This is a genomic window from Paraburkholderia nemoris (assembly GCF_905221015.1).
Classification (GTDB): domain Bacteria; phylum Pseudomonadota; class Gammaproteobacteria; order Burkholderiales; family Burkholderiaceae; genus Paraburkholderia; species Paraburkholderia nemoris.
Genome location: NZ_CAJNBO010000029.1, coordinates 64,654 through 90,119 on the forward strand (window position 1 = coordinate 64,654; position 25,466 = coordinate 90,119).

The 25,466-nt window shown below is 62.2% G+C and carries 22 protein-coding genes and 1 tRNA gene; 9 read left to right on the forward strand and 14 right to left on the reverse strand.

Annotation, left to right across the window (positions count from 1 at the left end; genetic code table 11):
• Positions 1–55: 55 nt before the first annotated feature.
• From esaR to def, 8 genes are all read right to left on the reverse strand, one after another.
• On the reverse strand, positions 56–745 hold the full coding sequence (gene esaR, locus KHO33_RS33435; RefSeq protein ID WP_054037109.1) for a response regulator transcription factor EsaR: 690 nt from the start codon (positions 743–745) through the stop codon (positions 56–58).
• Complete coding sequence (locus KHO33_RS33440; RefSeq protein WP_200567016.1) at positions 746–3,160, reverse strand: sensor histidine kinase; 2,415 nt, start codon at positions 3,158–3,160, stop codon at positions 746–748.
• Complete coding sequence (locus KHO33_RS33445) at positions 3,150–3,749, reverse strand: DUF4390 domain-containing protein (RefSeq protein WP_054037187.1); 600 nt, start codon at positions 3,747–3,749, stop codon at positions 3,150–3,152. The genes KHO33_RS33440 and KHO33_RS33445 overlap by 11 nt, the downstream gene beginning before the upstream one ends.
• Positions 3,746–5,185, reverse strand: coding sequence for a 16S rRNA (cytosine(967)-C(5))-methyltransferase RsmB (gene rsmB, locus KHO33_RS33450; protein ID WP_200567017.1), 1,440 nt, complete (start codon positions 5,183–5,185; stop codon positions 3,746–3,748). Before rsmB ends, KHO33_RS33445 begins: the two co-directional genes overlap by 4 nt.
• A 167-nt stretch (positions 5,186–5,352) precedes the next feature.
• On the reverse strand, positions 5,353–6,210 hold the full coding sequence (gene htpX, locus KHO33_RS33455) for a zinc metalloprotease HtpX (protein WP_054037107.1): 858 nt from the start codon (positions 6,208–6,210) through the stop codon (positions 5,353–5,355).
• A 103-nt stretch (positions 6,211–6,313) separates the two neighbouring features.
• On the reverse strand, positions 6,314–6,955 hold the full coding sequence (locus tag KHO33_RS33460) for a LysE family translocator (protein ID WP_200567018.1): 642 nt from the start codon (positions 6,953–6,955) through the stop codon (positions 6,314–6,316).
• A 113-nt stretch (positions 6,956–7,068) separates the two neighbouring features.
• The gene (gene fmt, locus KHO33_RS33465; RefSeq protein WP_200567019.1) at positions 7,069–8,055 is read right to left on the reverse strand and encodes a methionyl-tRNA formyltransferase; all 987 of its coding nucleotides are present in this window, start codon (positions 8,053–8,055) and stop codon (positions 7,069–7,071) included.
• 30 nt (positions 8,056–8,085) lie between these two features.
• Complete coding sequence (gene def, locus KHO33_RS33470; RefSeq protein WP_054037103.1) at positions 8,086–8,589, reverse strand: peptide deformylase; 504 nt, start codon at positions 8,587–8,589, stop codon at positions 8,086–8,088.
• A 243-nt stretch (positions 8,590–8,832) separates the two neighbouring features.
• Here def and dprA point away from each other — a divergent pair, with 243 nt between their 5' ends.
• From dprA to KHO33_RS33485, 3 genes are all read left to right on the forward strand, one after another.
• The gene (gene dprA / locus KHO33_RS33475; protein ID WP_200567020.1) at positions 8,833–9,954 is read left to right on the forward strand and encodes a DNA-processing protein DprA; all 1,122 of its coding nucleotides are present in this window, start codon (positions 8,833–8,835) and stop codon (positions 9,952–9,954) included.
• A 90-nt stretch (positions 9,955–10,044) separates the two neighbouring features.
• Positions 10,045–10,422, forward strand: a complete 378-nt coding sequence (locus KHO33_RS33480) for a thioredoxin family protein (protein ID WP_054037185.1) — start codon at positions 10,045–10,047, stop codon at positions 10,420–10,422.
• A 249-nt stretch (positions 10,423–10,671) separates the two neighbouring features.
• Positions 10,672–13,347: a DNA topoisomerase III gene (locus KHO33_RS33485; RefSeq protein ID WP_054037101.1), complete on the forward strand. Its 2,676-nt coding sequence runs from the start codon at positions 10,672–10,674 to the stop codon at positions 13,345–13,347.
• 147 nt (positions 13,348–13,494) lie between these two features.
• Here KHO33_RS33485 and KHO33_RS33490 read toward each other — a convergent pair whose 3' ends face one another.
• Positions 13,495–14,595, reverse strand: a complete 1,101-nt coding sequence (locus KHO33_RS33490; RefSeq protein ID WP_093634620.1) for a LysR family transcriptional regulator — start codon at positions 14,593–14,595, stop codon at positions 13,495–13,497.
• Positions 14,596–14,936: 341 nt separating this feature from the next.
• Positions 14,937–16,805, reverse strand: a complete 1,869-nt coding sequence (locus KHO33_RS33495) for a phosphoenolpyruvate carboxykinase (GTP) (RefSeq protein ID WP_200567021.1) — start codon at positions 16,803–16,805, stop codon at positions 14,937–14,939.
• A 377-nt stretch (positions 16,806–17,182) separates the two neighbouring features.
• Here KHO33_RS33495 and KHO33_RS33500 point away from each other — a divergent pair, with 377 nt between their 5' ends.
• Positions 17,183–18,196 carry a D-2-hydroxyacid dehydrogenase family protein gene (locus KHO33_RS33500; RefSeq protein WP_200567022.1) on the forward strand — a complete coding sequence of 338 codons (1,014 nt, stop codon included), beginning with the start codon at positions 17,183–17,185 and terminating at the stop codon, positions 18,194–18,196.
• A 32-nt stretch (positions 18,197–18,228) separates the two neighbouring features.
• On the opposite strand, the gene KHO33_RS33505 is transcribed toward KHO33_RS33500, so the two are convergent.
• Both KHO33_RS33505 and KHO33_RS33510 read right to left on the reverse strand, forming a co-directional pair.
• Positions 18,229–19,104 (reverse strand): patatin-like phospholipase family protein, encoded by an 876-nt coding sequence (locus KHO33_RS33505; RefSeq protein ID WP_200567023.1) that lies wholly within the window; start codon positions 19,102–19,104, stop codon positions 18,229–18,231.
• 44 nt (positions 19,105–19,148) lie between these two features.
• A complete protein-coding gene (locus KHO33_RS33510; protein WP_028197697.1) occupies positions 19,149–19,553 on the reverse strand; it encodes a PaaI family thioesterase in 405 nt (134 codons plus the stop codon).
• 202 nt (positions 19,554–19,755) lie between these two features.
• Here KHO33_RS33510 and KHO33_RS33515 point away from each other — a divergent pair.
• From KHO33_RS33515 to KHO33_RS33525, 3 genes are all read left to right on the forward strand, one after another.
• Positions 19,756–19,831: transfer RNA gene (locus KHO33_RS33515), tRNA-Lys, on the forward strand.
• A 135-nt stretch (positions 19,832–19,966) separates the two neighbouring features.
• A complete protein-coding gene (locus tag KHO33_RS33520) occupies positions 19,967–20,707 on the forward strand; it encodes a UPF0149 family protein (RefSeq protein WP_054037098.1) in 741 nt (246 codons plus the stop codon).
• Between the two features lie 86 nt (positions 20,708–20,793).
• Entirely contained in the window at positions 20,794–21,381 is a 588-nt protein-coding gene (locus KHO33_RS33525; RefSeq protein WP_200567024.1) for a LysE family translocator, read from the forward strand.
• 21 nt (positions 21,382–21,402) lie between these two features.
• Here the strand turns inward: KHO33_RS33525 and KHO33_RS33530 are convergent, their stop codons facing one another.
• On the reverse strand, positions 21,403–22,248 hold the full coding sequence (locus KHO33_RS33530; protein ID WP_200567025.1) for a helix-turn-helix transcriptional regulator: 846 nt from the start codon (positions 22,246–22,248) through the stop codon (positions 21,403–21,405).
• Between the two features lie 212 nt (positions 22,249–22,460).
• Here KHO33_RS33530 and KHO33_RS33535 point away from each other — a divergent pair, with 212 nt between their 5' ends.
• Positions 22,461–23,120, forward strand: a complete 660-nt coding sequence (locus tag KHO33_RS33535; protein WP_200567026.1) for a PadR family transcriptional regulator — start codon at positions 22,461–22,463, stop codon at positions 23,118–23,120.
• A complete protein-coding gene (locus KHO33_RS33540) occupies positions 23,117–24,496 on the forward strand; it encodes an FAD-dependent monooxygenase (protein ID WP_200567027.1) in 1,380 nt (459 codons plus the stop codon). Before KHO33_RS33535 ends, KHO33_RS33540 begins: the two co-directional genes overlap by 4 nt.
• Position 24,497: 1 nt before the next feature.
• On the opposite strand, the gene KHO33_RS33545 is transcribed toward KHO33_RS33540, so the two are convergent.
• A complete protein-coding gene (locus KHO33_RS33545; RefSeq protein ID WP_200567028.1) occupies positions 24,498–25,292 on the reverse strand; it encodes an ABC transporter substrate-binding protein in 795 nt (264 codons plus the stop codon).
• Between the last annotated feature and the right edge of the window lie 174 nt (positions 25,293–25,466).

Sequence of the window (25,466 nt, forward strand, 5' to 3'; positions counted from 1 at the left end):
GCCCCCTCTCGAAAAAATCTACCGCGCCCGAGCCTGCACGCATTGCGCAGGCCGTTCACTCTCCTTTGTTCTTGCCGAGATCGACACCGAGCTGCTTGAGCTTGCGATACAAGTGCGTGCGCTCGAGACCCGTCTTTTCCGCGACGCGCGTCATGCTGCCATTCTCACGCGCGAGGTGATATTCGAAGTAAGCACGCTCGAACGCGTCGCGCGCATCGCGCAACGGGATGTCGAACGAGATCGACGCCGTTTGCGCAGCCAACGCGCCGCTGCCCATGCCATCCGACGACAGCATCGGCAACGCAGCCGCCGACGCCACGGCCGAGGCGCTGACCGGCAACGCCGGCTTGGCGACCGCGCCGCCCGGTGCACCGACCGCATTTCCGCGGGCGAGACCCTGCTCGACGGCCTTCAGCAGCTTCTGCAACGCGATCGGCTTCTCGAGGAAATTGAGTGCGCCGATCTTGGTCGCTTCAACTGCCGTATCGATCGTTGCGTGACCGGACATCATGATCACCGGCATGGTCAGTTGCCCCTGCGCGGCCCATTCTTTGAGCAAGGTCACGCCGTCCGTATCGGGCATCCAGATGTCGAGCAGCACCAGGTCCGGCGCCTGGCGCAAGCGGAATTCGCGCGCTTCCTGCGCGTTTTCCGCGGCCTCCACGACATGCCCCTCGTCGCTCAGGATCTCCGAGAGCAATTCCCGGATGCCCATTTCATCATCTACCACCAGGATGGTTGCCATTTACGCTGCCCTTGTCTGCACTGTTGCTTTTGTCGTTCCCTGTGACGCATTGCCATGCGCCGGCCGCGACCCTGCTCCAGGTGCCGCGGCATCGTCTGCCAGTTGAAGGAAGAGGATCGAAATCTGCGCGCCCTCGATCACATCGCCCGCTTTCATGCGGTTGCGAATGTCGATGCGCGCGCCGTGTTCGTCGACGATCTTCTTGACCATCGCAAGACCGAGGCCCGTACCTTTGGCCTTGGTCGTCACGTAAGGTTCGAATGCACGTGTCAGGATACGCGCGGGGAAGCCCGGTCCGTTATCCGACACTGTCAGACGCACCGCGACGTGTACTTTGCCTTCCGCGTCGGGGTCTCCGTATTCTACTGTCCTCGTCTCGAGCAACACACGCGGTTGTTCGACGTCGGCCACCGCATCCTGCGCATTCTGCAGCAGGTTGTGAATCACCTGTCGCAATTGTGTCGCGTCGCCACGAATCGCCGGCAAATCCGCGAGTTCTACCTGAATGGCGCCCTTGCCTTCTTCGATACCGTACAGCGTGAGCACTTCGCTGACCAGTTCGTTCAGTTGCAGATGCGCGAGCACCGCCGGAGGCGTGCGTGCATAGTCGCGGAAATTGTCGACCATCTGCTTCATCGCCGCGACCTGGTTGACGATGGTGGTCGCGCCGCGCTTCAGCACATCGGCATCCGATGGCGACAGCTTGTCGGCGAGTTTCATCTGCAAACGCTCGGCGGACAGCTGGATCGGCGTGAGCGGGTTCTTGATTTCGTGCGCGAGACGCCGCGCCACTTCGCCCCAGGCGATCGAACGCTGCGCGGAGATCACATCCGAAATATCGTCGAACACCACGACGTAGCCGGAGGTCTGCATGTCTTCCGCATCGCGGTCGGTGGCGGACACGAGACGCGCGCCTCGCACAAGCAAGGTGAGCGGCTCGGTTTCGCCCGGCACCTGCACCGAGAACTGCTGCTGCCAGTGGCCGCGGTCGTCGTGACCGTCACCGCTCGCGGCCTCGCGATCGGCGAAGGCCTTGCGCACCATGCCGCCGAATTCGCTCAACACGCCAATCTGCTCGAGCGCCGAGCCCATTACCTCCTGGAACTGCTGACGGAAAATCCGCTCGGCGCCGCGGTTTGCGGTAGTGAGACGGAACTGCCGGTCGAACACGAACACGCCGGCGGTCAGGTTCGCGAGAATGCTTTCCAGATAGGCTTTCGAATGCTCGAGTGCGATCCGGTTGTTCTCGACCGCCGCACGCGCTTCGGAGAGCTGCCGCGTCATGGCGTTAAACGACTGCGTGAGGAAGCCCAGCTCGTCGCGCGATTTGATTTCGCGCTTCGGCGTGTAGTCGCCTTCGGTCACTTCCTTGGTGCCCTGCGCGAGCAGGAACAACGGCCGCGCAAGCTGATTGCCAAGCGCGAGCGCCAGCATCATCGCGATGAAGGTGGCGAGGAACAGCGCGAGCGTCAGCGTGCCGATGTACATCTTGCGCAATCCGGTACGGCCCAGCGCCTTCTCCTGATATTCGCGATAAGCCCGCTGCACTGCGTCGGCATTACGCGCGAGCGACGGCGACACCGGCTGCGTGAGCTGCAGGAAGCGTTCGGCGGGCTGCAACAGCGACGCGTTCGAATCGGGAATGCGCTGCACGACGCGCAGCCGCAACGCGCCCTTGCTGCCGTGCGCGCGCGGATCGCCGTCGACTTCCCCTTCGATCGCTGCATAGCCGCGGCCACGCGCCTGATCGATCATCAATGGCGTGGGCAAGTCGTTCGACACGAGCGTCGCGTAATTGCCGGACGCCTGCGCGACCACGTGCATGTCCGGCGTTGCGCCCGACATGCTGCGCGTGGGTTCGACGATCGTCGCGTCCTGCACGCCGAACTGATCGCGCAAGCGCAGCAGCGTGAGTGTGGTGCCGGCGGCATCAGCGCTCGCCAGCTGCTCGGACATCAGGCGGCCCTTGGTCTGCAGATCGGACAGCGAGGCGTCGAGCATGCCGCGGCCGAGATTCAGGCCCGAAGTCAACGCAGTTTCGACATTCACGTCGAACCACGATTCGATACTGCGCGAGACGAACTGATACGAGACCACGTAAATGATGCCACCCGGCACCACACCGACCAACGCCATGAAGAACGCAAGTTTCGCTAACAGCCGGGTGCCGAACTTACCTTTTCTAAGCCGCGCAATGATGATGATGACGAGCGTCGCCACCACCAGCAAAAAGATCATCGCGACCACGAGATTGGCCGCGTACAGCCACTGGTAATAGCGGTCGAAAAATTCGGTATTCGCGCTCGCCGCTGCAAGCAGCACGAGCAGCAGCACGGCCGTCACGGCGACCGTGGACACCAGCACGCGCACGACGATGCTGCTGACGCTGGTGGCTTGGCGCACTCTATTTAGCACGTTCGGTCACCGTGAAGGTAAAGCGTTTCCACTCCGACGAGAGGCTCCAGTCGCGGTTGTTCACCGCGTCGATCTGGAACGGCTTGGGCATCAGTGCGATGTCGAGTTGCATGCGCACCGACGCGTTGTACGTCTCCCCGACATGCACCTGATTGCGATCGATCACGTGCCACGACGTGATGTGCTTGATCACCGCGAGCGCATCTTTCAGCGTCGTGAAGCCGAGCTGCAAGCCACCCGACGACACGCTCGACACACGATACTCACGCGTAAGCGGCTGGAACGACAGGCGGATGCTCTGCGACACGCTCACTGGCTGCTCGTCGAACCAGTACCAGCGCGGCCGGCTCAGTTCGAAGTCTGTCGTGAAGTACAGCGGAATGCCTTTGTTGACGGCGTCTTCGAGATTGCTGTTCAGGTCGAAGTCGAAACGCGCGTCGATGCTCCAGCCGGTGTTGTCCGATTGCAGCGACGCGCGCTGCACCGCGATCGAATCGGCATACGCCGCGCCCGGTACGGCGAGCCACACGGCCAGCACGATCCAGAGCACGGCAGCGAGCCGAAGCGGGAAGAAGCGTTTGATGGTCACCGTTTCTGAAAGCGCGCGTAGAAAAATCCGTCGTGGTCTGAGTTCGAGCCGGCGCTATCTTCAGCGGCATGTCCGGCATGGGACCCGGCCGATGTGCCGGCGGGCGCGCGGGCAACTGAAGGTAAAAGTTGCCCCGGCGCGTCCAATCGTACCGCATCCTGGTACTTGTTTCCAAACCACTGCGCCTGCAACTCGCCTTCTTCGGGGAAGATCGAACACGTAACGTAGAGCAACTCGCCGCCAGGCTTCACAAGTGGCCATAGCGCGTCGAGAATGCGGCGCTGCTCGGCGACCAGCGCGGGAATATCCGACGCGCGACGCAGCCAGCGAATATCGGGATGACGCCGCACGATGCCCGAGGCCGAACACGGCACGTCGGCCAGAATGCGGTCGAACGGCTGGTCGATGTCGTCGTGCCATTTTGCGGGCGCGCCCGCGTCGCCGATACGCACTTCCGCTTCGAGCTTGAGCCGCTGCAAGTTTTCACCGATGCGACGCGCGCGCGACGCGTCGCTTTCGAGCGCCACGAGTTGCAAGTTGGCGAGTTCGAGCAGATGGCCGGTTTTGCCGCCAGGCGCTGCGCACGCGTCGAGCACACGCATGCCGTCACGCACGCCAAGCAGTTGCGCAGCGAGTTGCGCGCCGGCGTCTTGCACGGACACCACGCCGTCGTTGAAGCCGGGGATCCGGTCGACGGACATCGCCGTGGCGAGCTTGACGGCGTATTCGCCGGCCCTGCTCGCGGGAATGTGATGGTCGTGCAGCACCTGCAGATAGGCGTCGACTGTCGAGCGGCGCGCGTTGACGCGCAATGTCAGCGGACCTTGCGTGTTGCCGGAGGCGAGCACGGCTTGCCAGGCATCGGGCCACGCGCGCTTCACCGCATCGATCCACCACGCCGGGTAGTTCCAGCGCGCGACTTCGTCGGCTTGCGCTGCGCTCAGCAGCGCCTCACGCTCACGTAGGAAATTACGCAGCACGGCGTTGACGAGACCCTTTGCGAACGCGAATTCACGACGCGCGGCGATGGCGCTTACCGCCTGATCGACAACCGTGAACGGCGTGTAGGCGGCGTTCGCTTCATCGTCGACGAGCAAAGCGAGCGCGCAGGCGAGCACATGACCGACGTGCGGCGGGGGTGCCTTCTTCACCAACTTCGCGATCAGCCACTCGGCGGTCGCCAGACGCCGCATGGTGCGGTACGCGATGTCCTGCACCGCGCCGCGCGCAGCAGCGGCGCTGCCTTCAGGCGCGGAGACGAATACGGCTTGCAACGCGGCCGGCAACGCCGCGCCGAGGCGCACGGCGCCGACGGCCTGGCCCGCGCAGTCGAGCGCGAAACCCAGCGATTCGGGCGCGAGATGCAGCATCGTCAAACGGGATTCGCGCGGACGCGTCGATGGCGAAGCAGAACGCGAAGAAGGCTTTGGAGTCATGAAAAAGGCAAAGGCAGGCCGTGCGGTACGCGCGGCGCAATCAGCACACATTGTAGCGTGGCGTGGGGTAGAGACCGCCGAAGGCGGACTGGCGGTGGCCCTTGAACAAAAAAGGCGAGCCCGCAGACTCGCCTTTCGTCACGCTGGATCGCCGGGTCAGTGCACCGTTACTCGAAGCGCCCCGTACGCGCCATTTCCATCAAACGCGCGATGCGTTCCTCGGTGGCCGGGTGCGTCGAGAACAGATTCGCGATGCCACCGCCTGACAGCGGATTCATGATCATCATCTGCGCGGTGGCCGGATGCTGCTCGGCCGTAGGGAACGGAATGCCGCTCGCGTAGCGATGGATCTTGTCGAGCGCCGAGGCGAGCGCCTGCGGGTCGCCGGAAATCTGCGCGCCGCCGCGGTCCGCTTCGAATTCGCGTGCACGTGAGATCGCCATCTGAATCAGCGCACCGGCGATCGGTGCGAGCAACGCGACAGCGATGCCCGCAATGGGGTTCGTGGGACGGCCGTTTTCGTCACGGCTGCCGAAGAACATCGCGAAGTTCGCCAGCGCGGAAATGGCGCCGGCCATGGTCGCCGAAACCGTGGAGATCAGAATGTCGCGGTGCTTCACGTGCGCCAGTTCGTGCGCCATCACGCCACGCATTTCGCGCTCGGACAACACACGCAGGATGCCCGTGGTGGCGGCAACCGCCGCATGTTCCGGATTGCGACCGGTGGCGAACGCGTTCGGCGCGTCTTCGTTGATCAGGTAGACGCGCGGCATCGGCAGGCCAGCACGCGTGGAAAGCTCGCGCACCATGCGGTAGAACTGCGGCGCACTGTTTTCGTCGACTTCCTGCGCGTTGTACATGCGCAGAACCATCTTGTCCGAGAACCAGTACGAAAAGAAATTCATCCCAAGGGCGATCACGAGCGCGATCGTCATACCGCGCGATCCGCCGATCATCCCGCCGATCACGATGAAAAGGGCCGTGATCGCGGCCATCAACATCGCGGTTTTGACCCAATTGAACATGTCTGCTACTCCTTGCCCTAACGCGGGTTCATATCTGCGCCGCGTGATCGCGGCGGCTGATTGTAAGCGAAATGTTAGATATGGGCGCGTGAGGAAAATTCAATCATCTTGATGCGGTGGCGAGCTTGATGCCCAAGCCGACGAATGCGCCACCGACGCCGCGATCCAGCCACCGCTTCACCAGCGGCTGGCCGGAGAAGCGCTGGGTCACGCTGCCGGCAACCCACGCGACAAAACTGTTCCAGATCATGCTCATCACGACGAACACCCCGCCGAGCGTGAGAAACGCCAGCGCCTTATGGTCGCTGCCCGTTGTGACGAATTGCGGAAAGAACGACACGAAGAACAGCACGACCTTGGGATTCAGCACATTGGTCCAGAAGCCTTGCAGGAACAACTGACGCAACGACTTCGGCGCGCCGGCCGCGCGCGTTTCGCCCACCGCCTGATCCGCCGCCGGTTTGACGAAAATCAGGCGCACGCCGAGATACATCAGATAAATAGCGCCGACGAATTTGATGACGGTGAACGCGGTGGCCGAAGCGGCCAGCAGCGCCGTCAAGCCGAACGCACAGGCAAGCGAATGAACGCAGCAACCGGCGGAGATACCGAGCGCTGACATCAGCCCTGCGCCACGTCCCTGCGCGACGCTGCGCCCGACGATGTAAGCCGTATCGGGACCGGGCGTCACATTCAGCAGAAAGACGGCAACGACGAAAAACTCGAAATGGGTGATGCCAAACATGGGGATCCTCTAAACGCGGGCTGTTGCATAGAGGATTCTAACGCGCTGCAGACCTGCAGCGGGGCTCCTGAACATCGGCCGAATGGACGATGTTCAAGCTATGCGCAAGGCGGTTATTTTGCTTCGGGCAGCTGGAAACGCTGACCCGCGGCCAGCGTGGCGCCGGCCAGGAATTCGCGCACCGGCAAGCGCTTGCCGCCGGGTTTTTGCAATTGCGTGAGACGCAGGGCGCCTTCACCACAGGCAACCACGACGCCTTCCGGAGAGACGTCGGCGATCGTGCCGGGCGCTGTGTTGCCTTGCGCCTCGACCGGAACCGCTGCCCAGATCTTGATCGACGTACCGTCTTCCAGCGTGCCCACGCCGCCGGGGAACGGGTCGAACGCGCGCACCTGACGCGCGAGGACCGCGGCCGGCTCGCGCCAGTCGAGTGCAGCCTCGTGCTTGCCGATCTTTTCCGCGTAAGTCACGCCGTCCGCGGGTTGCGGCGTTGCCGCCAGCTTGCCGCTGCGCTCGAGTTCGATCAGCGCTTCGACGATCAGCTTCGCGCCGTCCTGTGCGAGGCGGTCGTGCAAGGTAGCGGTCGTGTCGTCGTTGGAGATCGGCGTGCGTGCTTCGGAAATCATCGCGCCGGTGTCGAGACCGACGTCCATCTGCATCAGCGTGATGCCGGTTTCCGTGTCGCCCGCCTCGATCGCGCGGTGGATCGGCGCGGCACCGCGCCAGCGCGGCAACAGCGACGCGTGAATGTTGATGCAGCCCAGCGGCGGAATATCGAGCACTTCCTGCGGCAGGATCAGACCGTAAGCGGCCACCACCATCACGTCGTGCGGCGTGGCGCGCAGTTGATCGATCGCGGCCGCAGCTTCGGCCGGATATTTGCCGACGCGGCGCAGCGAAGGCGGCTGCGCCACGGCAAGCCCGTGTTCCTGCGCGTAGCGCTTGACCGGACTCGCCTGCAATTTCATCCCGCGACCCGCTGGCCGGTCGGGCTGGGTCAGCACGAGCGGCACCGGAAAACCGGCGCTGTGAATCGCGGCCAGCGCGGCCGCGGCGAACTCCGGCGTACCGGCAAAGATGACGCGCAACGAATGACTCATGAAGGGGGCAGTAGGCGAGGTGGACGCGCGTTACATCGCATGAGCGAGCTTCTTCATCTTGCTCTTGATGCGGGTCTGCTTGAGCGACGACAGGTACTCGACGAACACGCGGCCCATCAGGTGATCCATCTCGTGTTGAATGCAAACGGCCAGCAGGCCTTCGCAATCCAGCTCGAAGGTTTCGCCCTTCTCGTTCAGCGCCCGCACGCGCACTTTCTCGGCGCGCTCGACGTTGTCGTAAATGCCCGGTACCGAGAGGCAGCCCTCTTCCGACAACTTCTTCTCGTCGCTCGACCAGATGATTTCCGGATTGATGAAGGCGAGCAGTTCGTCGTGCGTTTCCGACACGTCGATCACGATCACGCGTTCATGCACGTCCACCTGGGTCGCCGCGAGGCCGACGCCGGGCGCGGCGTACATCGTTTCGGACATGTCGGCGACGAGCCGGCGGATGCGGTCGTTGACGACTTCGACCGGCTTCGCAATCTTGTGCAGCCGCTTGTCCGGGTAATTGAGAATGTTCAGTAAAGCCATGATCTTGAGTGTGTTTTTTCGGCGCCGCTGCCGGTGGAAGGCTAGCGTTGGCCATTCGGCCAGGTTGTGGGCACATCGCGTTACGCAGAGGATAGAGGCTGTCGAACCGGTTCGATTCAACGCGCCACGTGCGCCAAACGACGAGCCCGCGCGGGTGGGCGCGGCGCTGCAGTTATTTCGGATGATGAAAATTTTAGCATGGCGCCCGCCTGCCCGCTGGCCCTGTAAGAGGATCGACCGTCAATGGATACCTTGCCCGCAACCAATATTGAACTCGCCGCCTGGCTGCGGCTTTCACTCGCGCCGGGGCTGAAGCCCGCTGCCCTGCGCCTGCTACTGGCCGCTTTCGGGCTACCGGAAGCGATCTTCAATCAATCGCCCGAGGCGCTTGCCGAGTTCGCGGGTGAGGCCGCGGCGCGTGCCGTGCTGGCGCCGTCCAGCCCAGATTTCGACGCGCAACTCGACGCGGTGATCGCATGGCACGAGCTGCCCGGCAACCACGTGGTGACACTCGACGATCCCGCCTACCCGCCGGCGCTCCTGACCATGCCCGATCCGCCGCCCCTACTATATATAAAGGGCCGGCTCGATCTGTTGCATACAAGGGCGGTCGCTCTGGTGGGCAGCCGCAGCGCAACGCCGCAAGGCGCGGAGGACGCGGAGCGCTTCGCGCGTGAGCTTTCGCAGGCCGGTGTCACGATCGTATCGGGGCTCGCGCTGGGCATTGATGGTGCCGCGCATCGGGGTGGCCTGGAAGGCGCCGGTAGTACGGTGGCCGTGATCGGCACCGGAGCCGACCTCGTGTATCCGGCCGCGCATCATGCACTGGCGCGGCAGATAGCAACGGAAGGCGCGATCCTTTCGGAATGGCCGCTCGGCACGCCGGCGCGCGCCGCCAATTTTCCGCAACGTAACCGCCTGATCGCCGGCCTCGTCAGCGGGGTTGTGATCGTCGAGGCCGCCATGCGCTCAGGCTCGCTGATCACGGCTCGGCTCGCCAATGAAATGGGGCGCGATATCTTCGCGTTGCCCGGCTCGATCCATGCGCCCTTGTCGCGCGGTTGTCATCGAATCATCAAGCAGGGCGCCAAGCTGGTGGAAACGCCCGATGAGGTGCTGGAGGAATTGGGCATCGCGAGGTCCGTAGCAACTGCGCCGGCATCACCCACAGCCCCGCCGGCCATGAGCGCAGAGGCGTTGCAACTCCTCGATGCGCTCGGCCACGCCCCCGCCACGCTTGAAATTCTTGCCACTCGTACCGAGATGGGGGACGCGGCATTGCAAAACACGCTGCTGCAGCTCGAACTCGCCGGCCAGGTGACCGCGCTGCCCGGTGGCCGCTTCACGCGAGCCGCCCACGGCTGACCCCGCATGGACCATGGGTTGACCACCATTCGGGATCGGCCATGCTACATTCGCGCCAAAGCACCTGACAAAAGTACGCAAGGAACGACCATGCCCGCGCTGAATCTCGACACCGACCAAGACCGGATCGCCGAGCGCGTCAACGAACCCGACACGCTGTTCGTTGCCTGCCTGTGCGCGGAGTGGTGCGGGACGTGCCGTGAGTATCGGGATGCCTTCGACCGGCTGGCCGATAAGCATCCGGAGATCTGTTTCGCATGGATCGACATCGAAACCCATGCGGACCGCTTCGAGGACCTGGATGTCGAGAATTTCCCGACCATCCTGATCGAAGACTCAGTAACGACACGTTTTTTTGGCACGGTTTTGCCGCAGGCGGCGATTGTGGAGCGGATGTTGTCCGATCTGACGGCGGTGCCCGGCGTCAGCGGCGCACCCAAACTGCGGCCCGCGCTCGCCGTCGCGTGAATGTGGCCGCCAGCCGCTGAACCTTACGGCACGGGCGTTGCGACCGACACACAGCGCGTTTTCCGCAGCTTGCCCAGTTACTGAGCGCGCAATTATCATGGCGCGCTTTTTATGGCACTTGACACGCCGCGTCGGCGCCGTGTGCTATAAAGCGGTCGTTATTGGGTCGCAAAGGTCGCAAACGAGGGTCGCGCTAATAAATGCGCACTCAAGGCCATCAACCCGGATCTACCAACCTCACATCGAGTCATGTCCAAAGCACTGATCATCGCCGAAAAGCCTTCCGTCGCGAACGACATCGCGCGGGCTTTGGGCGGCTTTACCAAGCATGACGAATACTACGAAAGCGACGAGTACGTCCTTTCCTCGGCAGTCGGCCACTTGCTGGAAATTGCCGCGCCCGAAGACTATGAAGTCAAGCGCGGCAAGTGGAGCTTCGCCAACCTGCCCGTCATTCCGCCGCATTTCGATCTGAATCCGATCGCCAAGAGCGAGTCGCGCCTGAAGGTGCTGACCAAGCTGCTCAAGCGTAAAGACGTCGATCGCCTGATTAACGCATGTGACGCGGGGCGCGAGGGCGAGCTGATTTTCCGCCTGATCGCGCAACACGCGAAAGCCAAGCAACCGGTACAGCGTCTGTGGCTTCAGTCGATGACAGCCGGCTCGATCCGCGACGGCTTTGCCCGTCTGCGTAGCGACGAAGAAATGCAGCCGCTCGCCGATGCGGCACGCTGCCGCTCGGAAGCGGACTGGCTGGTCGGCATCAACGGCACGCGCGCCATGACTGCGTTCAACAGCAAGGGTGGCGGCTTCTTCCTGACCACGGTCGGGCGGGTGCAGACGCCCACGTTGTCAATCGTCGTCGAACGCGAAGAAAAGATTCGCCGCTTCGTGCCGCGCGATTACTGGGAAGTGAAGGCGGAGTTCGTCTGCGCGGCCGGTTTTTACGAAGGCCGCTGGTTCGATCCGCAATTCAAACGCGACGAGTTCGATCCGGAAAAACGCGATTCGCGCCTGTGGGCACTGCCCGCGGCCGAAACGATCGTCGCCGCCTGCCGCGGCCAGATCGGCAAGGTAACCGAAGAATCAAAGCCGTCCACGCAACTGTCGCCGGCGCTGTTCGACCTGACCAGCTTGCAGCGTGAGGCCAACGGCCGTTTCGGCTTCTCGGCGAAAAACACGCTGGGTCTCGCTCAGGCGCTGTACGAAAAGCACAAGGTGCTGACCTATCCCCGGACCGACGCACGTGCGTTGCCGGAAGACTATATGGATACGGTCAAGGAAACGCTCGGCATGCTCAAGGAGAGCAACAACTATCTCCCGTATGCCAAGCAGGTGCTCGACAAGGGCTGGGTGAAGCCGAACAAGCGTATCTTCGATAACTCGAAGATCAGCGACCACTTCGCAATCATCCCGACGGCGCAGGCGCCGAAGAATCTGTCCGAGCCGGAACAGAAGCTCTACGACCTGGTCGTGAAGCGCTTCCTGTCGGTGTTCTTCCCGGCCGCTGAGTACCGGGTGACGACGCGGATCACGGAAGTGGTCGGTCATCACTTCAAGACTGAAGGCAAGGTGCTGGTCGAACCGGGCTGGCTGCAGGTCTACGGCCGCGAAATCAGCGGTGAAGACGCGAACCTCGTGCCGGTGCAGAAGGACGAGAAGGTCAAGACGGACAAGATCGCCGCCCAGCAACTGGTGACGAAACCGCCCGCACGCTACAACGAAGCGACCCTGCTCTCCGCCATGGAAGGCGCGGGCAAACTGGTCGAAGACGACGAATTGCGCGAAGCCATGGCGGCCAAGGGGCTCGGCACGCCGGCCACGCGCGCCGCCATCATCGAAGGCCTGCTCGGTGAAAAGTATTTGATCCGCGAAGGCCGCGATCTGATTCCGACCGCCAAGGCATTCCAGCTGATGACGCTACTGCGCGGTCTCGGCGTGAAGGAACTGACCGCGCCGGAATTGACCGGCGAGTGGGAATACAAGCTCTCGCAGATGGAGCGTGGCAACCTGCCGCGCGACGCGTTCATGCAGGAAATCGCCCGCATGACGCAGACCATCGTCAAGCGCGCGAAAGAGTACGACTCCGACACGATCCCGGGCGATTACGCGACGTTGCAGACGCCGTGCCCGAATTGCGGCGGTCAGGTGAAGGAAAACTACCGGCGCTTCGCGTGCTCGAAGTGCGAGTTTTCGATCTCGAAGATTCCGGGTGGCCGTCAGTTCGAAATCCCGGAAGTTGAAGAGCTGCTGCAGAACAAGACGATCGGACCGCTGTCGGGTTTCCGCAGCAAGATGGGCCGTCCGTTCTCGGCGATCCTTAAGCTCTCGCTCGATGACGAGATCAAGAACTACAAGCTCGAATTCGACTTCGGTCAGGATTCCGGCGGCGAAGACGGCGAACCGCCTGACTTCTCCGATCAGGAGGCAGTCGGCGCATGCCCGAAGTGCAAGGGCCGCGTGTTCGAACACGGCATGAGCTATGTCTGCGAGAACTCGGTTGCCAATCCGAAGACTTGTGACTTCCGCTCGGGCAAGGTGATTCTGCAGCAGGAAATCGCCCGTGAGCAGATGTCGAAGTTGCTCGAAGAAGGACGCACCGATCTGCTGACGAACTTCAAGTCGTCGCGCACCGGCCGCAACTTCAAGGCGTTCCTCGTCAAGCAGAACGACGGCAAGATCGGCTTCGAATTCGAGAAGAAAGAGCCGTCGGCCAAGACCGCAGCGAAAACCGCGGCGGCGAAGACTGCAGCGAAGGCAGCGCCGGAGTCTGATGACGAAGACGCACCGATCGCAGTAAAGGCGGCGCCCGCGAAGAAGGCCGCGGCGAAGAAAGCACCTGCCACGAAGACTGCGGCAGCGAAGACCGCCGCAGCCAAGAAGGCGCCGGCCAAGAAAGCAGTAGCGCGCAAGACGGGCTCGTAATTCGGGCGAAGGCTGGAGGGTATTCAACCTCCGGCCAGCTTCGAACTTGCCGATAAAAAAGGCGCAGTCACTTACGTGACTGCGCCTTTTTATTTGTCGGCCCGACCGCGCTTATCTCAAGCGCTGCCGACACAATCGCTCGGTTAATTACAGCGGCGACACAGCGGTTGGCCGCGGACGATTCGTCGTCTTCGTCAAAGTCTTCGGCAGCGGCGATAACTCGCTATCCAACAGCCGTGACAGCGGCTCAGCGCCATCGAATGCTTCCGGCGGCATGGGATCCGCTGAATCGAGCGCGGCGGACGTGGCGGGCCTGCCAAGGCCGTCCTTGATCCACTGCTCACCGAGCAGACTGTTCGGCGTCTGGCTGAAATGCTCGACCAGATGATCGATGAACGTACGCACCTTCGCCGGCAAGTGACGGCGGCTCGGATACGCGATGTTGATCTCGACCTGCGGCAAACGGAAATCGCCGAGCAAACGCACGAGCCTGCCGCGCGTCATGTCGCGGCCAATCAGGTAGCTCGGCAGAATCGCGATGCCCATGCCGAGCAGCGCGAACTGCCGCAGCATTTCCGTGTTGTTCGCCACGATGACGTTGACCGGCCGCACGCGTACTTCGCCTTCCGAACCAGTGAACACGCGCTCGTCGCCCCAATACTCAGACGGCAAGCTCAGGCACGGATGCTCGAGGAGATGCTCAGGACGCGTGGGCGTGCCGTGCTTTTCCAGATACGCGGGCGTCGCGCACACCGTCATGCAACCGGTGGTCAAACGCCGCGTGACAATGCTCGCGCTGCGCATCTGCCGTGTGACCACCACGCCGACGTCGAAACCTTCTTCGACCAGATCGACCTGACGGTCGACCAGCGTGACATCGGGAATGACTTTCGGATAGCGCTCGGCGTACGTCTGCAGCACAGGCGCGAGGTTATGCAAGCCGAACACGACCGGTGCGACTATTCGCAACGTGCCGACGGGTTCGTGATTGCGCGCGACCACCATCTGCTCGACGTCTTCCAGTTCGTCGAGAATCTGGCGCGCGCGCTCGAGATAAACCTGACCGGATTCGGTCAGAGACAAGCTGCGGGTTGTGCGATTGAGCAGCCGCGTACCAAGACGGCCTTCGAGATCGGCAACGTGGCGGGTGGCAACTGCGTTGGAAATATCCATCGCGCTCGCAGCGCGGGCAAAACTGCCGAGATCCGCCACTTTGACGAAAACTCGCATCGACTGCAAATGATCCATAAGACAACTCCTGCCGTGTTACTGCTTCCTGACAATTAGTGAAAACCAGTGAAGCGAACTTGGAATTCTCCTACGACTCGCGAAATCGTGCAGAAGTTGCCCGCGAAAGACGAAATATTGTCGAAATTTGTGCGACTGTGTTCCCCAGTGTTGGGCGTGACCCTTGATTGTTCCGATAAGAGCAACAATCTGCTGCAGCGCAGCTTGCACTGTCTTTTTTGTTCGAACAGATGCAATGGTCGTCCGGCATTGCGAAATCAGAAAAGGTCGCAATGCGGGGTCGGACCGGCAAAGAAAAACCGCCCGAAGGCGGCTTCTGTGCGAAGTGACCACTCACCTAATCAGGCAGCGAGCTTTCCTTCGAGTGCAAGTTTGGTCTCTTTCAAAGCCGGCGGCAGACCTTGCTGCAATGTGTCAAATAGCTCGGTATGGAGCGCGAGTTCGGCGCGCCAGGCCGCGTCGTCGACCGAGATCACCTGCTGGAATTGCTCGCGGCTGAAATCCAGGCCACTCCAGTCGATGTCTTCATAGTGCGGCGACACGCCGAACGTGTGTTCTTCACCTTGCGCCTTGCCTTCGATGCGCCCGACCATCCAGCTCAACACGCGCATGTTCTCGCCGAAGCCCGGCCAGACGAACTTGCCGTCCGCGCCCTTGCGGAACCAGTTGACGCAGAAGATCTTCGGCAGCTTCGCGTTCAGTTTCTCGAGACGCTCGCCGGTTTTGAGCCAGTGCCCGAAGTAGTCGCTCATGTTGTAGCCGCAGAACGGCAGCATCGCGAACGGGTCGCGGCGCACCACGCCCTGCTGCCCCGCTGCCGCTGCGGTCGTTTCCGAGCCCATGGTGGCCGCCATGTAGACGCCTTCGACCCAATTGCGCGCTTCAGTGACGAGCGGCACGGTGGTCGAGCGGCGGCCGCCGAAAATAAACGCGTCAATCGCGACGCCGGCCGGGTTCTCCCAGTCGGCATCGATCGACGGACATTGCGAAGCCGGCGCCGTGAAGCGCGCGTTCGGGTGCGCGGCCTTGCGCCCGCTCTCCTTCGCGCTCGCCGGCGTCCAGTCCTTGCCCTGCCAGTCGATCAGGTGCGCGGGCGGCTCGTCGGTCATGCCTTCCCACCAGACGTCGCCGTCGTCGGTTAGCGCGACGTTCGTGAAGATGACGTTTTCCTTCAACGTGGCCATCGCGTTGAAGTTGGTCTTTTCGCTCGTGCCCGGCGCGACGCCGAAATAGCCCGCCTCCGGGTTAATCGCGTACAGACGGCCGTCCTTACCTGGCTTGATCCACGCAATATCGTCACCGATCGTGGAGATTTTCCAGCCGTTCAGACCTTCCGGCGGAATCAGCATCGCAAAGTTGGTCTTGCCGCACGCCGACGGAAACGCCGCCGCGACGTGATGCTTGTGCCCTTGCGGCGACGTCACGCCGAGAATCAGCATGTGTTCGGCGAGCCAGCCTTCGGCACGGCCCATCGTGGACGCGATACGCAGCGCAAAGCACTTCTTGCCGAGCAACGCATTGCCGCCGTAGCCCGATCCGTAACTCCAGATTTCGCGCGATTCAGGGAAATGAACGATGTATTTCGTGTCGTTGCACGGCCACGGCACGTCTTTCTCGCCCGCCGCGAGCGGTGCGCCAACGGAATGCACGCACGGCACGAACTCGCCGTCTTCGCCCAGCACCTCGTACACCTTGCGACCCATGCGCGTCATGATGCGCATGTTGGTCACCACGTACGGGCTGTCGCTCAACTCGACACCGATGTGCGCGATCGGCGAACCGAGCGGTCCCATCGAGAACGGCACCACATACATGGTGCGGCCGCGCATGGCGCCGTCGAAGAGGCCGTTGAGCGTTGCACGCACCTCAGCCGGTTCGATCCAGTTGTTGGTTGGCCCGGCATCTTCACGACGCTGCGAGCAGATGTAGGTGCGGTCTTCGACACGCGCCACGTCCGACGGATCGGACCATGCGAGATAGGAGTTGGGACGTTTGGCGGGATTGAGCTTCTTGAGGGTGCCGGCTTCGACCATCTGGGCACACAGGCGGTCGTACTCTTCCTGTGAACCGTCGCACCAGACGATTCGATCGGGCTGGGTCACGGCGGCAACGCGCTGGACCCACTCGATCAGTTTTCGGTGTTTGACCCACTCGGGCGCCCCTGCGGACGCCTCGATAGTGGGCTGTCCTTCGAATGAGGGATGATTCATCGACCTGTCTCCGTTTTGAAAGCAATAGAAAAACGGTACAAGCCCAGTGACGCTGCATGCGAGAGGCGTTCAATTCATTGCGTCGACATTCCTGCAAGCCGACGCGTAATTTGTGCAGGTCATCATGGGCTACACAGCGCGTTGCGCGGAGGTTCCAGCCGACGGTCGTCTGCAACCGTCTGTAAAGCGACTTGCCTCAACACGCAACAAACTGTTAAAAACGATGTCAATCGGCCTTGCCGTGGCGCTGCCGTTCTACGCGGCAGCTTCTACAGTAAGGCATTCAGCCAGACCGGCATGTGACCTGGGTCACATGGTGGGACAGTCAGCATAACACTCGGTTCCGCACCGCTATGGTGCACCGCAAGACACATACCATGAAGATTGCCATCCTCGACGATTACCAGGACGCCGTCCGCAAGCTCGACTGCTTTCAACTGCTGGCCGACCATGAGGTCAAGGTTTTCAACAACACCGTCCGCGGTCTCGGCCAGTTGGCGAGCCGTCTTTCCGAAGTCGACGCACTCGTCCTGATTCGCGAACGTACCCGCATCAACTCGCAACTACTCGATAAATTGCCGCGTTTGCGCATGATCAGCCAAACCGGCAAAGTCTCCAGCCATATCGATCTGGCCGCTTGTACCGAGCGCGGCATTGCCGTGCTGGAAGGCAGCGGCTCACCGATCGCACCGGCCGAACTGACGTGGGCTCTCATCATGGCCGCTCAACGGCGGATTCCGCAATACGTAGCAAACCTTAAGCAAGGGGCCTGGCAGCAGTCCGGTTTGAAGACGTCGGCGTTGCCGCCGAACTTCGGTTTGGGCCAGGTGCTGCGCGGTCAGACGCTGGGGATTTGGGGTTACGGCAAGATCGGCCGCCTGCTTGCCGGGTACGGCAAGGCATTCGGCATGAACGTGCTGATCTGGGGTCGCGAGCATTCACGCGAAGCGGCGCGCGCGGACGGCTATGGTGTGGCCGAGAGCCGCGAGGAGCTGTTCGAGCAGAGCGATGTGCTGTCGTTGCACCTGCGACTGCATGACGACACGCGCGGCATCGTCAAGCAGGAAGACCTGATGCGGATGAAGCCGACCGCGTTGCTCGTGAACACGAGCCGGGCCGAACTGCTCGACGACAACGCACTCGTCAATGCGTTGTCGCACAACCGTCCGGGGATGGTCGCGATCGACGTCTACGAAAGCGAGCCGATTCTGCAGGGCTACAGCCTGCTGCGCATGGAGAACGTAATCTGCACGCCGCACATCGGCTACGTGGAACGCGAGAGCTACGAGCTGTATTTCACCGCTGCGTTCCAGAACATTCTGGCTTTCGACGCCGGTGATACGTCCAGCGTGGCGAATCCGGAAGCATTGCAGGGCGGGCGCCGGCGTTAATTTTCGGCGTTAGTCCCGCGCCGCTACCCGCCTCAGCGCACTTCGTGTGCGCCGGCTTCCAGCAGATCGGGCATGCGTTCCAGAAAGGTCTCGCCGTCGGTGCGACCCAGGTTGTACGCGTGCACCATCTGCGAAGGACTCGTGTAGTCCCAACTCGAAATGGGCACCTTGCGCGACGGTTGCACGTAGAGCCGTTGCTGCACGCCGTGTGGCACGACGAACATCTGCGGCCGCGGATAAAGGCGCGTGACCATCACCAGCACGTTGCCGGGCGCATCGGCGTCGAGCGCGCCGACCGGCACGTTATCGACCATCCCGCCGTCGAGCACCGGCCGGCCATTGCGCCGTAAAACCGGCGTGAACGGCGGCGTACTCGACGATTGCAGGATCAGATCGGCGAGGTCCTCGACGCTCGCGCAATCCTGCGCGCGCACAAATTCCGGATGAAAACCGAGCGTCTGACCCAAGGTCGGATGCAGCGTTTTGCGCACGTATTTCTCGATGTTGTACGCGATCAGGCCCGCGGCAACGGCGCTGCGCGCGCCAAGCCAGCGCGGCAGGTGCGACACGCCGATGCGGATTTCGGGCGCGTCGGCAAGCGTGGAAAATTGGTCGCGGTAGATATCGAGCAGCGCCTGCCGGTAGATCCGGTAATGCGGAAACACCGATTCGCCACGCAGCAGATTGCCCCAGTAGGCATTGCGGGTGTTGTGGCGCAGCGCGTCTTCGTAATAGCGCATGACCCAGTCGGAATCGCGCGTGTAGAGCATGCACGCGGTGGCGGCGCCGGCCGAAATGCCGGCGATGACGCGCGGCCGGATATCCAGCTCCGGCTGCACCACGTCCCAGAATCCCGCCTGCCACCAGCAGCGATTGCCGCCGCCGGCGAATACGACCTGATCGAACATCTTGGCTTTTTCCTCTAATACAGCTTGCTGGCCCGCTTCAGGTGTCAGTCGAGCAGCGCGTAGGTGGTGGTCGCGTGGACGGCCATGTTGCCGGCTTCGTCGAATAACTCGACTTCGCCGAACACGAGATTGCGGCCCATGCGCAGCACGCGCGCGGTGATCAGCACGTCGCCGTTGCGAACCGCGCGCATGAAACTGATGTTGAGCGAGACGGTGCTCATCGGCTTGAAGCCGCCGAGCGCGGCCGAAATCGCGACGATCATCGCCGTGTCGGCGGCCGCCATGAAGACCTGGCCGCAGATCACGCCGCCGGAATGGCGCAGTCCGCCGGAAAACGGTAAACGCAACGTCGCACTTTCTTCGTCGACCTTGACCGGGGTCAGCGTGAGCGCGCGGACCCAGGGCGCGAGGATGCGGTCGAGCAGCTCGTTAATCTCTTTATCATCCATGGCGGTCCCCGGTCGAAAGCCGCGCGACGCTTCGCGCGGCAGGTATCCGCGACATGATACCGGCACGGCGAACCGCGCGCCTTCCCGGTGCGTAACGGTCGGCAGCGCAGGTGCCGGGTCTCCGCCCTTCCAGATTTTTTAAGAAATCTGCTAAAGGGGCTTGGCAATCTCGGAAAGTTTCGGCATAATTTCGCTTCTGTTGGGGGCGTTAGCTCAGTTGGTAGAGCAGCGGACTCTTAATCCGTAGGTCGAGTGTTCGAGTCACTCACGCCCCACCAAAGCATTCAACAAAAAGCCCGGTCCTTGCGACTGGGCTTTTTGCTTTTCGGCGCCGGTGCGGTGCGAGAATACCGGCTCCGCATTCCCCCGACATGCCATCGGGAACCCACGATCCAAAACGCCGGAATCGCACTATGTCCAAGTCAAAATTACGCCCCGGGGATCTGGGTGCCCCGCTCTCCGAAAAAGAGTTCGAAGAACTCGATGACTTTCTGACTTCAGACCAGACGTCGGACGAGACCCTAACAATCATGGGCCTGGACGGCTATCTGACCGCCTTGGCCATCGGCCCGACTACCGTACCGCCAAGTTACTGGCTGCCACGAGTCTGGGGCCCGAACGAGGATGACGCTCCCAAATTCGAGACAACGGATCAGGCGCAGCATATTCTCGGACTGATCTTGCGGGACATGAACGGCATCATCACCAGCCTCGAAGACGACCCGGACGATTTCGAACCAGTGCTTGCCTTTAGGCGGATAGGCGACCGCGAATACCTCGACGGCGAAGCGTGGGCTTTGGGCTTCATGGAAGGCCTCATGCTGGTTCGGGCAGATTGGCAAGCGCTGTTCGATAACGAGCAGGGCCGGGAATGGCTGAATCCGCTGTATCTGATGGGCTCGGACGAGATTCTGCCGGAAGAGCAGCAGTTGATCGCCACGGCAGAACAGCGGGAAGTCCTCACCAAACAAATTCCCGCCAGCGTCGCCGCGATCTATCGTTTCTGGCTGCCCCACCGTCAGGCAGTCCATGAGCGAAAGCTCGCCGCCGCGATGCAGCGCACTGAACCCAAAGTCGGACGCAACGACCCCTGTCCTTGCGGCAGCGGCAAGAAATTCAAGAAATGCTGCGGCGCTGCGGCGGAGCTTCACTGAAAGTCATTTCCTTCAATACACCCCGCCCCACCGCCCGATACCGTTGAGCGTCGCAAATCCTGCGCGCTCACGTATCGAGGCATCAGATGACCGTCTTACTCTCCATGGCCGCCTTCGCGTTGGCCTCGTCGATTTCTCCTGGGCCGGTCAATGTCGTCGCGCTGAGCGCCGGCGCACAACATGGGTTCGCCGCGAGCATGCGGCATGTGACCGGCGCGACCCTCGGGTTCACGCTGCTGTTGTTGCTCATCGGTCTCGGTCTGCACGAGTTGCTCGCGCATTTCCCCAATCTGATCGACATCGTCAAATGGGCCGGCGTCGGGTTCCTGCTTTACATGGCCTACAAACTCGCCGTCGATGACGGCAAGCTCGGCGCGGACAAGCCCACCCGCGGCCCCTCCTTCGCCTACGGCGCGGCGATGCAATGGCTCAATCCGAAAGCGTGGCTCGCGTCGCTAGCCGGCATGGGTGCCTACGCGGCCGATGGCGACGGCCGGGTAGTCTGGCAATTCACCGTCGTGTACTTCGTGGTTTGCTATCTGTCGATCGCCAGCTGGGCATATGCCGGCACGTTCCTGCGTCGATACTTGCAGGATCCGAAGCGCGTGAGGTTTTTCAATCGTGTGATGGCGGCTTTGCTCGCGGCTAGCGCGTTGTATCTGCTGATTGCGTGACGCGAAACACGCGTCCGCAGTTCAACTGCGATACTGCCCCGGCGTTGCCGCAACCAGCCGCTTGAAGGTCCGCTGCAAATGCGCCTGATCGGCAAAGCCGGCATCGAGGGCGACGTCCGCGATCGGGTAGCCGCGCCGGAGTTGCGCGCGGCTGAACTGGATGCGTCGGTTGATCAGATACGCGTGCGGCGTCATGCCGTAACGCTGTTTGAACGCACGGATCAGATGCGAAGCGGATAGCTCAGCCGCCTCGCAGACATCCTCCAGCTTCAGCGGACGGGTGCAATTTTCGGCGATGAATTCCGCGGCGCGCGCGAGTTGGCCGCTCGCGTCGTGATCCGGCAAGGGCGCCGGATTCAACTTTTGCTGGACTTCCGAGAAGAACGAGAGCGCTGCGCTTTCCTTGCGCATGGGTTCGCTGTCATCGTCTACGAGGATCGTGTAGAGACGGTTCAAACCATCGAACAACGCCGGGTCCGTCGTCATGGTCTGTGAGAAAGCGCGAAACGCGTGGTTGTCGCTGAAACCCAGGTCGTGTTGCAGACCCGTGAGCCAATCGACGTCCACATGCAGCATTCGATACGACCAGCGCTCGTCGGCAAGCGGGTTGCAGGCGTGCACGTCGTCCGGATTCATCATCACCACCGCACCGGCACCGATCCACTCATTCGCGTGACGATTCACGTACACGCTGCGCCCGCCGGTGACGGCGCCGATCGAGAACGTCTCGTGCGAATGCTTGGCATAGCAGACCTCGCGGCCGTCTTCGATGGAACGCGCCTCGATGAATGGCAACGCGTCATCGCGCCAGAATTTCGGCGCCGCCGCCATCACCGCTGAATCACTCCGGCCATTCGTCCCGCTCATCTCGTGCTCCTCGGTCAGGCGCTTTATTCCGTCGCAACTTCGTCGCCGCGGCACAGTCGGCGCGAACCACATCGTAACGGTCCAAACCGCTACGGACCAGCGTCGAAAGCATCGCGCTCGCAGGAAACCCCGGAATTTCACGCTTGCCAATCTCAAACACATAGTTATATTATGACTAGATCAACAAAGACTAGCCTGCAGCCACTTTAATTATGGTCCGCCACTCTCCGCTCGCCCTCGCCGTTCTCGCCATGCTGACTGAGGCGCCGATGCATCCGTACCGGATGCAGCAGCTCATCAAGGCACGCGGCAAGGACGAGGTCATCAACGTCGGCCAGCGCAACAGCCTGTACCAAACCATCGATCGCCTGGTGCGCGGCGACCTGATCGCCATCCGCGAGACGGAGCGCGACGGCGCGTTCCCCGAACGCACGGTCTATGAAATCACCGAAGCCGGCCGCGACACCGGCCGTCTGTGGCTGCGCGAACAACTTGCGCAACCTGCGCGCGATTTCCCGGCCTTTCCGGCTGCGCTCTCGTTCCTGCCGCTGCTCTCGCCCGAAGATGTGTGCCGTCAACTCGATACCCGCGTCGGCGCACTCGAACGGGAATTGGCCCGGCTCGATGAGACCACTGCACAAGCCACCGAGGTGCAGGTGCCGCGGTTGTTCCTGCTGGAAGGTGAACTGGTGCGCGCGCAACTGGTTGTCGAACTGGACTGGGTTCGCAGCGTTGTGGCTGATCTAAAGGCCGGCACGCTGACCTGGAGCCAGGAATGGCTCGACGAAATTGCTCAACGTTTCATACTGCCGGCCGGCGAATACAAGTACCGGCTTGCCCAACCTGCCGCAAAGAAGGAGGCGAAGTCATGAACCGTGAACCCATGGAGGTGATCGTGATCGGAGCCGGTACGGGCGGCCTCTGCCTGGCGCACGGGTTGAAGCGCGCCGGCATCAACGTGAATGTCTACGAACGCGACCGCACACGCGCGGACGGTTTGCAGGGCTATCGCGTCGGCATCAATCCGCACGGGCTCGCGTCGCTGGAAGCGTGTCTTCCGCCCGAACTCTATGCGACCTTTCTCGCGACCTGCGCGCGCACACCCGGCCACTTCAACATCCTGACCGAGCGCATGACCGAATTGCTCACGGTGCCGCTTGAAGACGAATCGATGAGCGGCGGCAAATCGGTCAGCCGGATGACGCTCAGGCAAGTCCTGCTGACAGGTCTCGAAGCGCAAGTGCACTTCGACAAGACGTTCACGTCGTACGAGCAGAACGGCGACGGCAGCGTCACCGCGCATTTCGCGGACGGCACGCATGTGACTGCCGATCTGCTGGTCGGTGCGGACGGTGCGCGTTCGAAGGTACGCCGCCAGCTCCTGCCGCACGCGCGGCTTGAAAACACCGGCATCGTCAGCATCGGCGCGAAGGTTCCGATGGACGAAACATCACGCGCGCTGCTGCCGCCCAAGGTGCTCGACGGCATTACGTTAATCAATGCACCGAAGGGCTATGGCGGCATCATCCATGTGATGGAATTTCCGTGGCGCGCGGACGGCGGCGGAATGAAAGAAGGCATCGGCAGCAACGACGCCGAATTGCTCTCGCGCTGGCCCGGATTGCTCTACGACAACACGCGCGACTATTTGATGTGGGGTATCTGGGGCGCACTGCACAACTTGCCGGCCAACCCCAAATCGCTCGGACCGGCCGCGTTACTCGCGCTCGCGACGCAGATCACCGATGGCTGGCATCCCAATCTGCGCGCTCTGATTCGCGCGTCGGATCCTTCCACCACTTTCAGCGTCGATGTGCGCACGTCGGTGCCTGTCGACGCATGGCCGACCACCAACGTCACGGTCCTGGGTGACGCAGTGCATCTGATGACGCCGGGCCGCGGCGTCGGTGCGAACACCGCGCTGCGCGATGCCGCACTACTCGCCGCGCGTCTCGCCGACGCGCAACAGGGCAAGCTATCGGGGCGCGACGCCGTCGCGGGTTACGAGGAGGAGATGCGCCGCTACGGCTTTCATGCGGTCGCGGAATCGCGCAAGCAGTTCGACGCGCGCGGCGCGCTGCATCGGCCGGTCGTCGGAAGAATGGCGTTGAGCGCCATGCGCACCAGCTTGCGTGTAGTGAACAACGTGCCGATGCTCAAGCGCCGCATGATCGACGCCGAGAACGAATTTCGCGGCGTCGATCGTCGCGCGGCACCGGCCGTGCACGATCAGCAATACGGTCAATAAGTTACTTCGGCGTGATGTCGATATTGCCGAGGTACTTCGCCGCCAGCGTCTTCACCGTGCCGTCGGCCTGAACCTTCGCGATCGCCGCGTTCAACTGGTCACGCAACGCGGTGTCGCCCTTGCGAATCCCGTAGGCGATACCGCTGCCGAGAATCTTGTCATCGCGCACCGGCTGTCCGACGAACGCATAGTCCTTGCCAGTAGGCTTCGACAGAAATCCCGTCTGGCCGGCCGGCGCGAGAACGAGCGTCGCATCGAGTCGGCCCGCCAGCAGATCTGTATAGACCTGGTTCTGATCCTGATACGGTACGACGGTGACACCCGCCGGTTCCCAATGCGCCTTCGCGAAGGTTTCCTGAATCGACGCCTGCAACACGCCGACGCGTTTGCCCTTCAACGATTCCGGCGTCGGCAGCAAACCGCTGTCGCGCTTCGCAATCAGTTGCGTCGGCACGCGATACACAACAGTTGTGAAATCGATCGCCTGACGACGTTGCTCGGTGGCGTTCATCGCCGAATTGATCGCGTCGAACTTGCGGCCTTGCAGCGCGGGAATCAAGCCGTCGAACGAGGTTTCGACCCACTTGCACGTCATGTGCGCAGCGACGCACACGGCATTGCCGACGTCGATGTCGAGACCTTGCAACTCACCGTTCGGCCCTTTCGATTCGAACGGCGGATACTGCGCCTCGAGTCCGAAACGCAGCGTCGAGGTGTCGGCGGCGATCGCGGCGGTCGACGCAGCAATCGACGCGAATGCGCAGGCCAGCGCCAATAGAGGCTTGAGCAATTTCATAACGGGTCCCTTTCCTTCGATATTGTTGTAACGCAGCATGCTGCGCGCTGATGCGTAACGACGTGACCGCGCGACGATCATACTGCTGTCAAAAATGCTGCCGGTTCATGCGGCTGTTGATCTCATTGCGTTCTTCTGCGATCCGACCAGGTCTTCATGCAGCCGCAGCGACAA

Coding starts and splice junctions, on each gene's coding strand:
- KHO33_RS33535 (WP_200567026.1), top strand. CDS start 22,461: ATGGTCCGCCACTCTCCGCTCGCCCTCGCCGTTCTCGCCATGCTGACT.
- KHO33_RS33530 (WP_200567025.1), bottom strand. CDS start 22,248: ATGAGCGGGACGAATGGCCGGAGTGATTCAGCGGTGATGGCGGCGGCG.
- KHO33_RS33495 (WP_200567021.1), bottom strand. CDS start 16,805: ATGAATCATCCCTCATTCGAAGGACAGCCCACTATCGAGGCGTCCGCA.
- def (WP_054037103.1), bottom strand. CDS start 8,589: ATGGCTTTACTGAACATTCTCAATTACCCGGACAAGCGGCTGCACAAG.
- fmt (WP_200567019.1), bottom strand. CDS start 8,055: ATGAGTCATTCGTTGCGCGTCATCTTTGCCGGTACGCCGGAGTTCGCC.
- htpX (WP_054037107.1), bottom strand. CDS start 6,210: ATGTTCAATTGGGTCAAAACCGCGATGTTGATGGCCGCGATCACGGCC.
- KHO33_RS33485 (WP_054037101.1), top strand. CDS start 10,672: ATGTCCAAAGCACTGATCATCGCCGAAAAGCCTTCCGTCGCGAACGAC.
- KHO33_RS33460 (WP_200567018.1), bottom strand. CDS start 6,955: ATGTTTGGCATCACCCATTTCGAGTTTTTCGTCGTTGCCGTCTTTCTG.
- KHO33_RS33490 (WP_093634620.1), bottom strand. CDS start 14,595: ATGGATCATTTGCAGTCGATGCGAGTTTTCGTCAAAGTGGCGGATCTC.
- KHO33_RS33500 (WP_200567022.1), top strand. CDS start 17,183: ATGAAGATTGCCATCCTCGACGATTACCAGGACGCCGTCCGCAAGCTC.
- esaR (WP_054037109.1), bottom strand. CDS start 745: ATGGCAACCATCCTGGTGGTAGATGATGAAATGGGCATCCGGGAATTG.
- dprA (WP_200567020.1), top strand. CDS start 8,833: ATGGATACCTTGCCCGCAACCAATATTGAACTCGCCGCCTGGCTGCGG.
- KHO33_RS33510 (WP_028197697.1), bottom strand. CDS start 19,553: ATGGATGATAAAGAGATTAACGAGCTGCTCGACCGCATCCTCGCGCCC.
- KHO33_RS33545 (WP_200567028.1), bottom strand. CDS start 25,292: ATGAAATTGCTCAAGCCTCTATTGGCGCTGGCCTGCGCATTCGCGTCG.
- KHO33_RS33540 (WP_200567027.1), top strand. CDS start 23,117: ATGAACCGTGAACCCATGGAGGTGATCGTGATCGGAGCCGGTACGGGC.
- rsmB (WP_200567017.1), bottom strand. CDS start 5,185: ATGACTCCAAAGCCTTCTTCGCGTTCTGCTTCGCCATCGACGCGTCCG.
- KHO33_RS33525 (WP_200567024.1), top strand. CDS start 20,794: ATGACCGTCTTACTCTCCATGGCCGCCTTCGCGTTGGCCTCGTCGATT.
- KHO33_RS33480 (WP_054037185.1), top strand. CDS start 10,045: ATGCCCGCGCTGAATCTCGACACCGACCAAGACCGGATCGCCGAGCGC.
- KHO33_RS33520 (WP_054037098.1), top strand. CDS start 19,967: ATGTCCAAGTCAAAATTACGCCCCGGGGATCTGGGTGCCCCGCTCTCC.
- KHO33_RS33505 (WP_200567023.1), bottom strand. CDS start 19,104: ATGTTCGATCAGGTCGTATTCGCCGGCGGCGGCAATCGCTGCTGGTGG.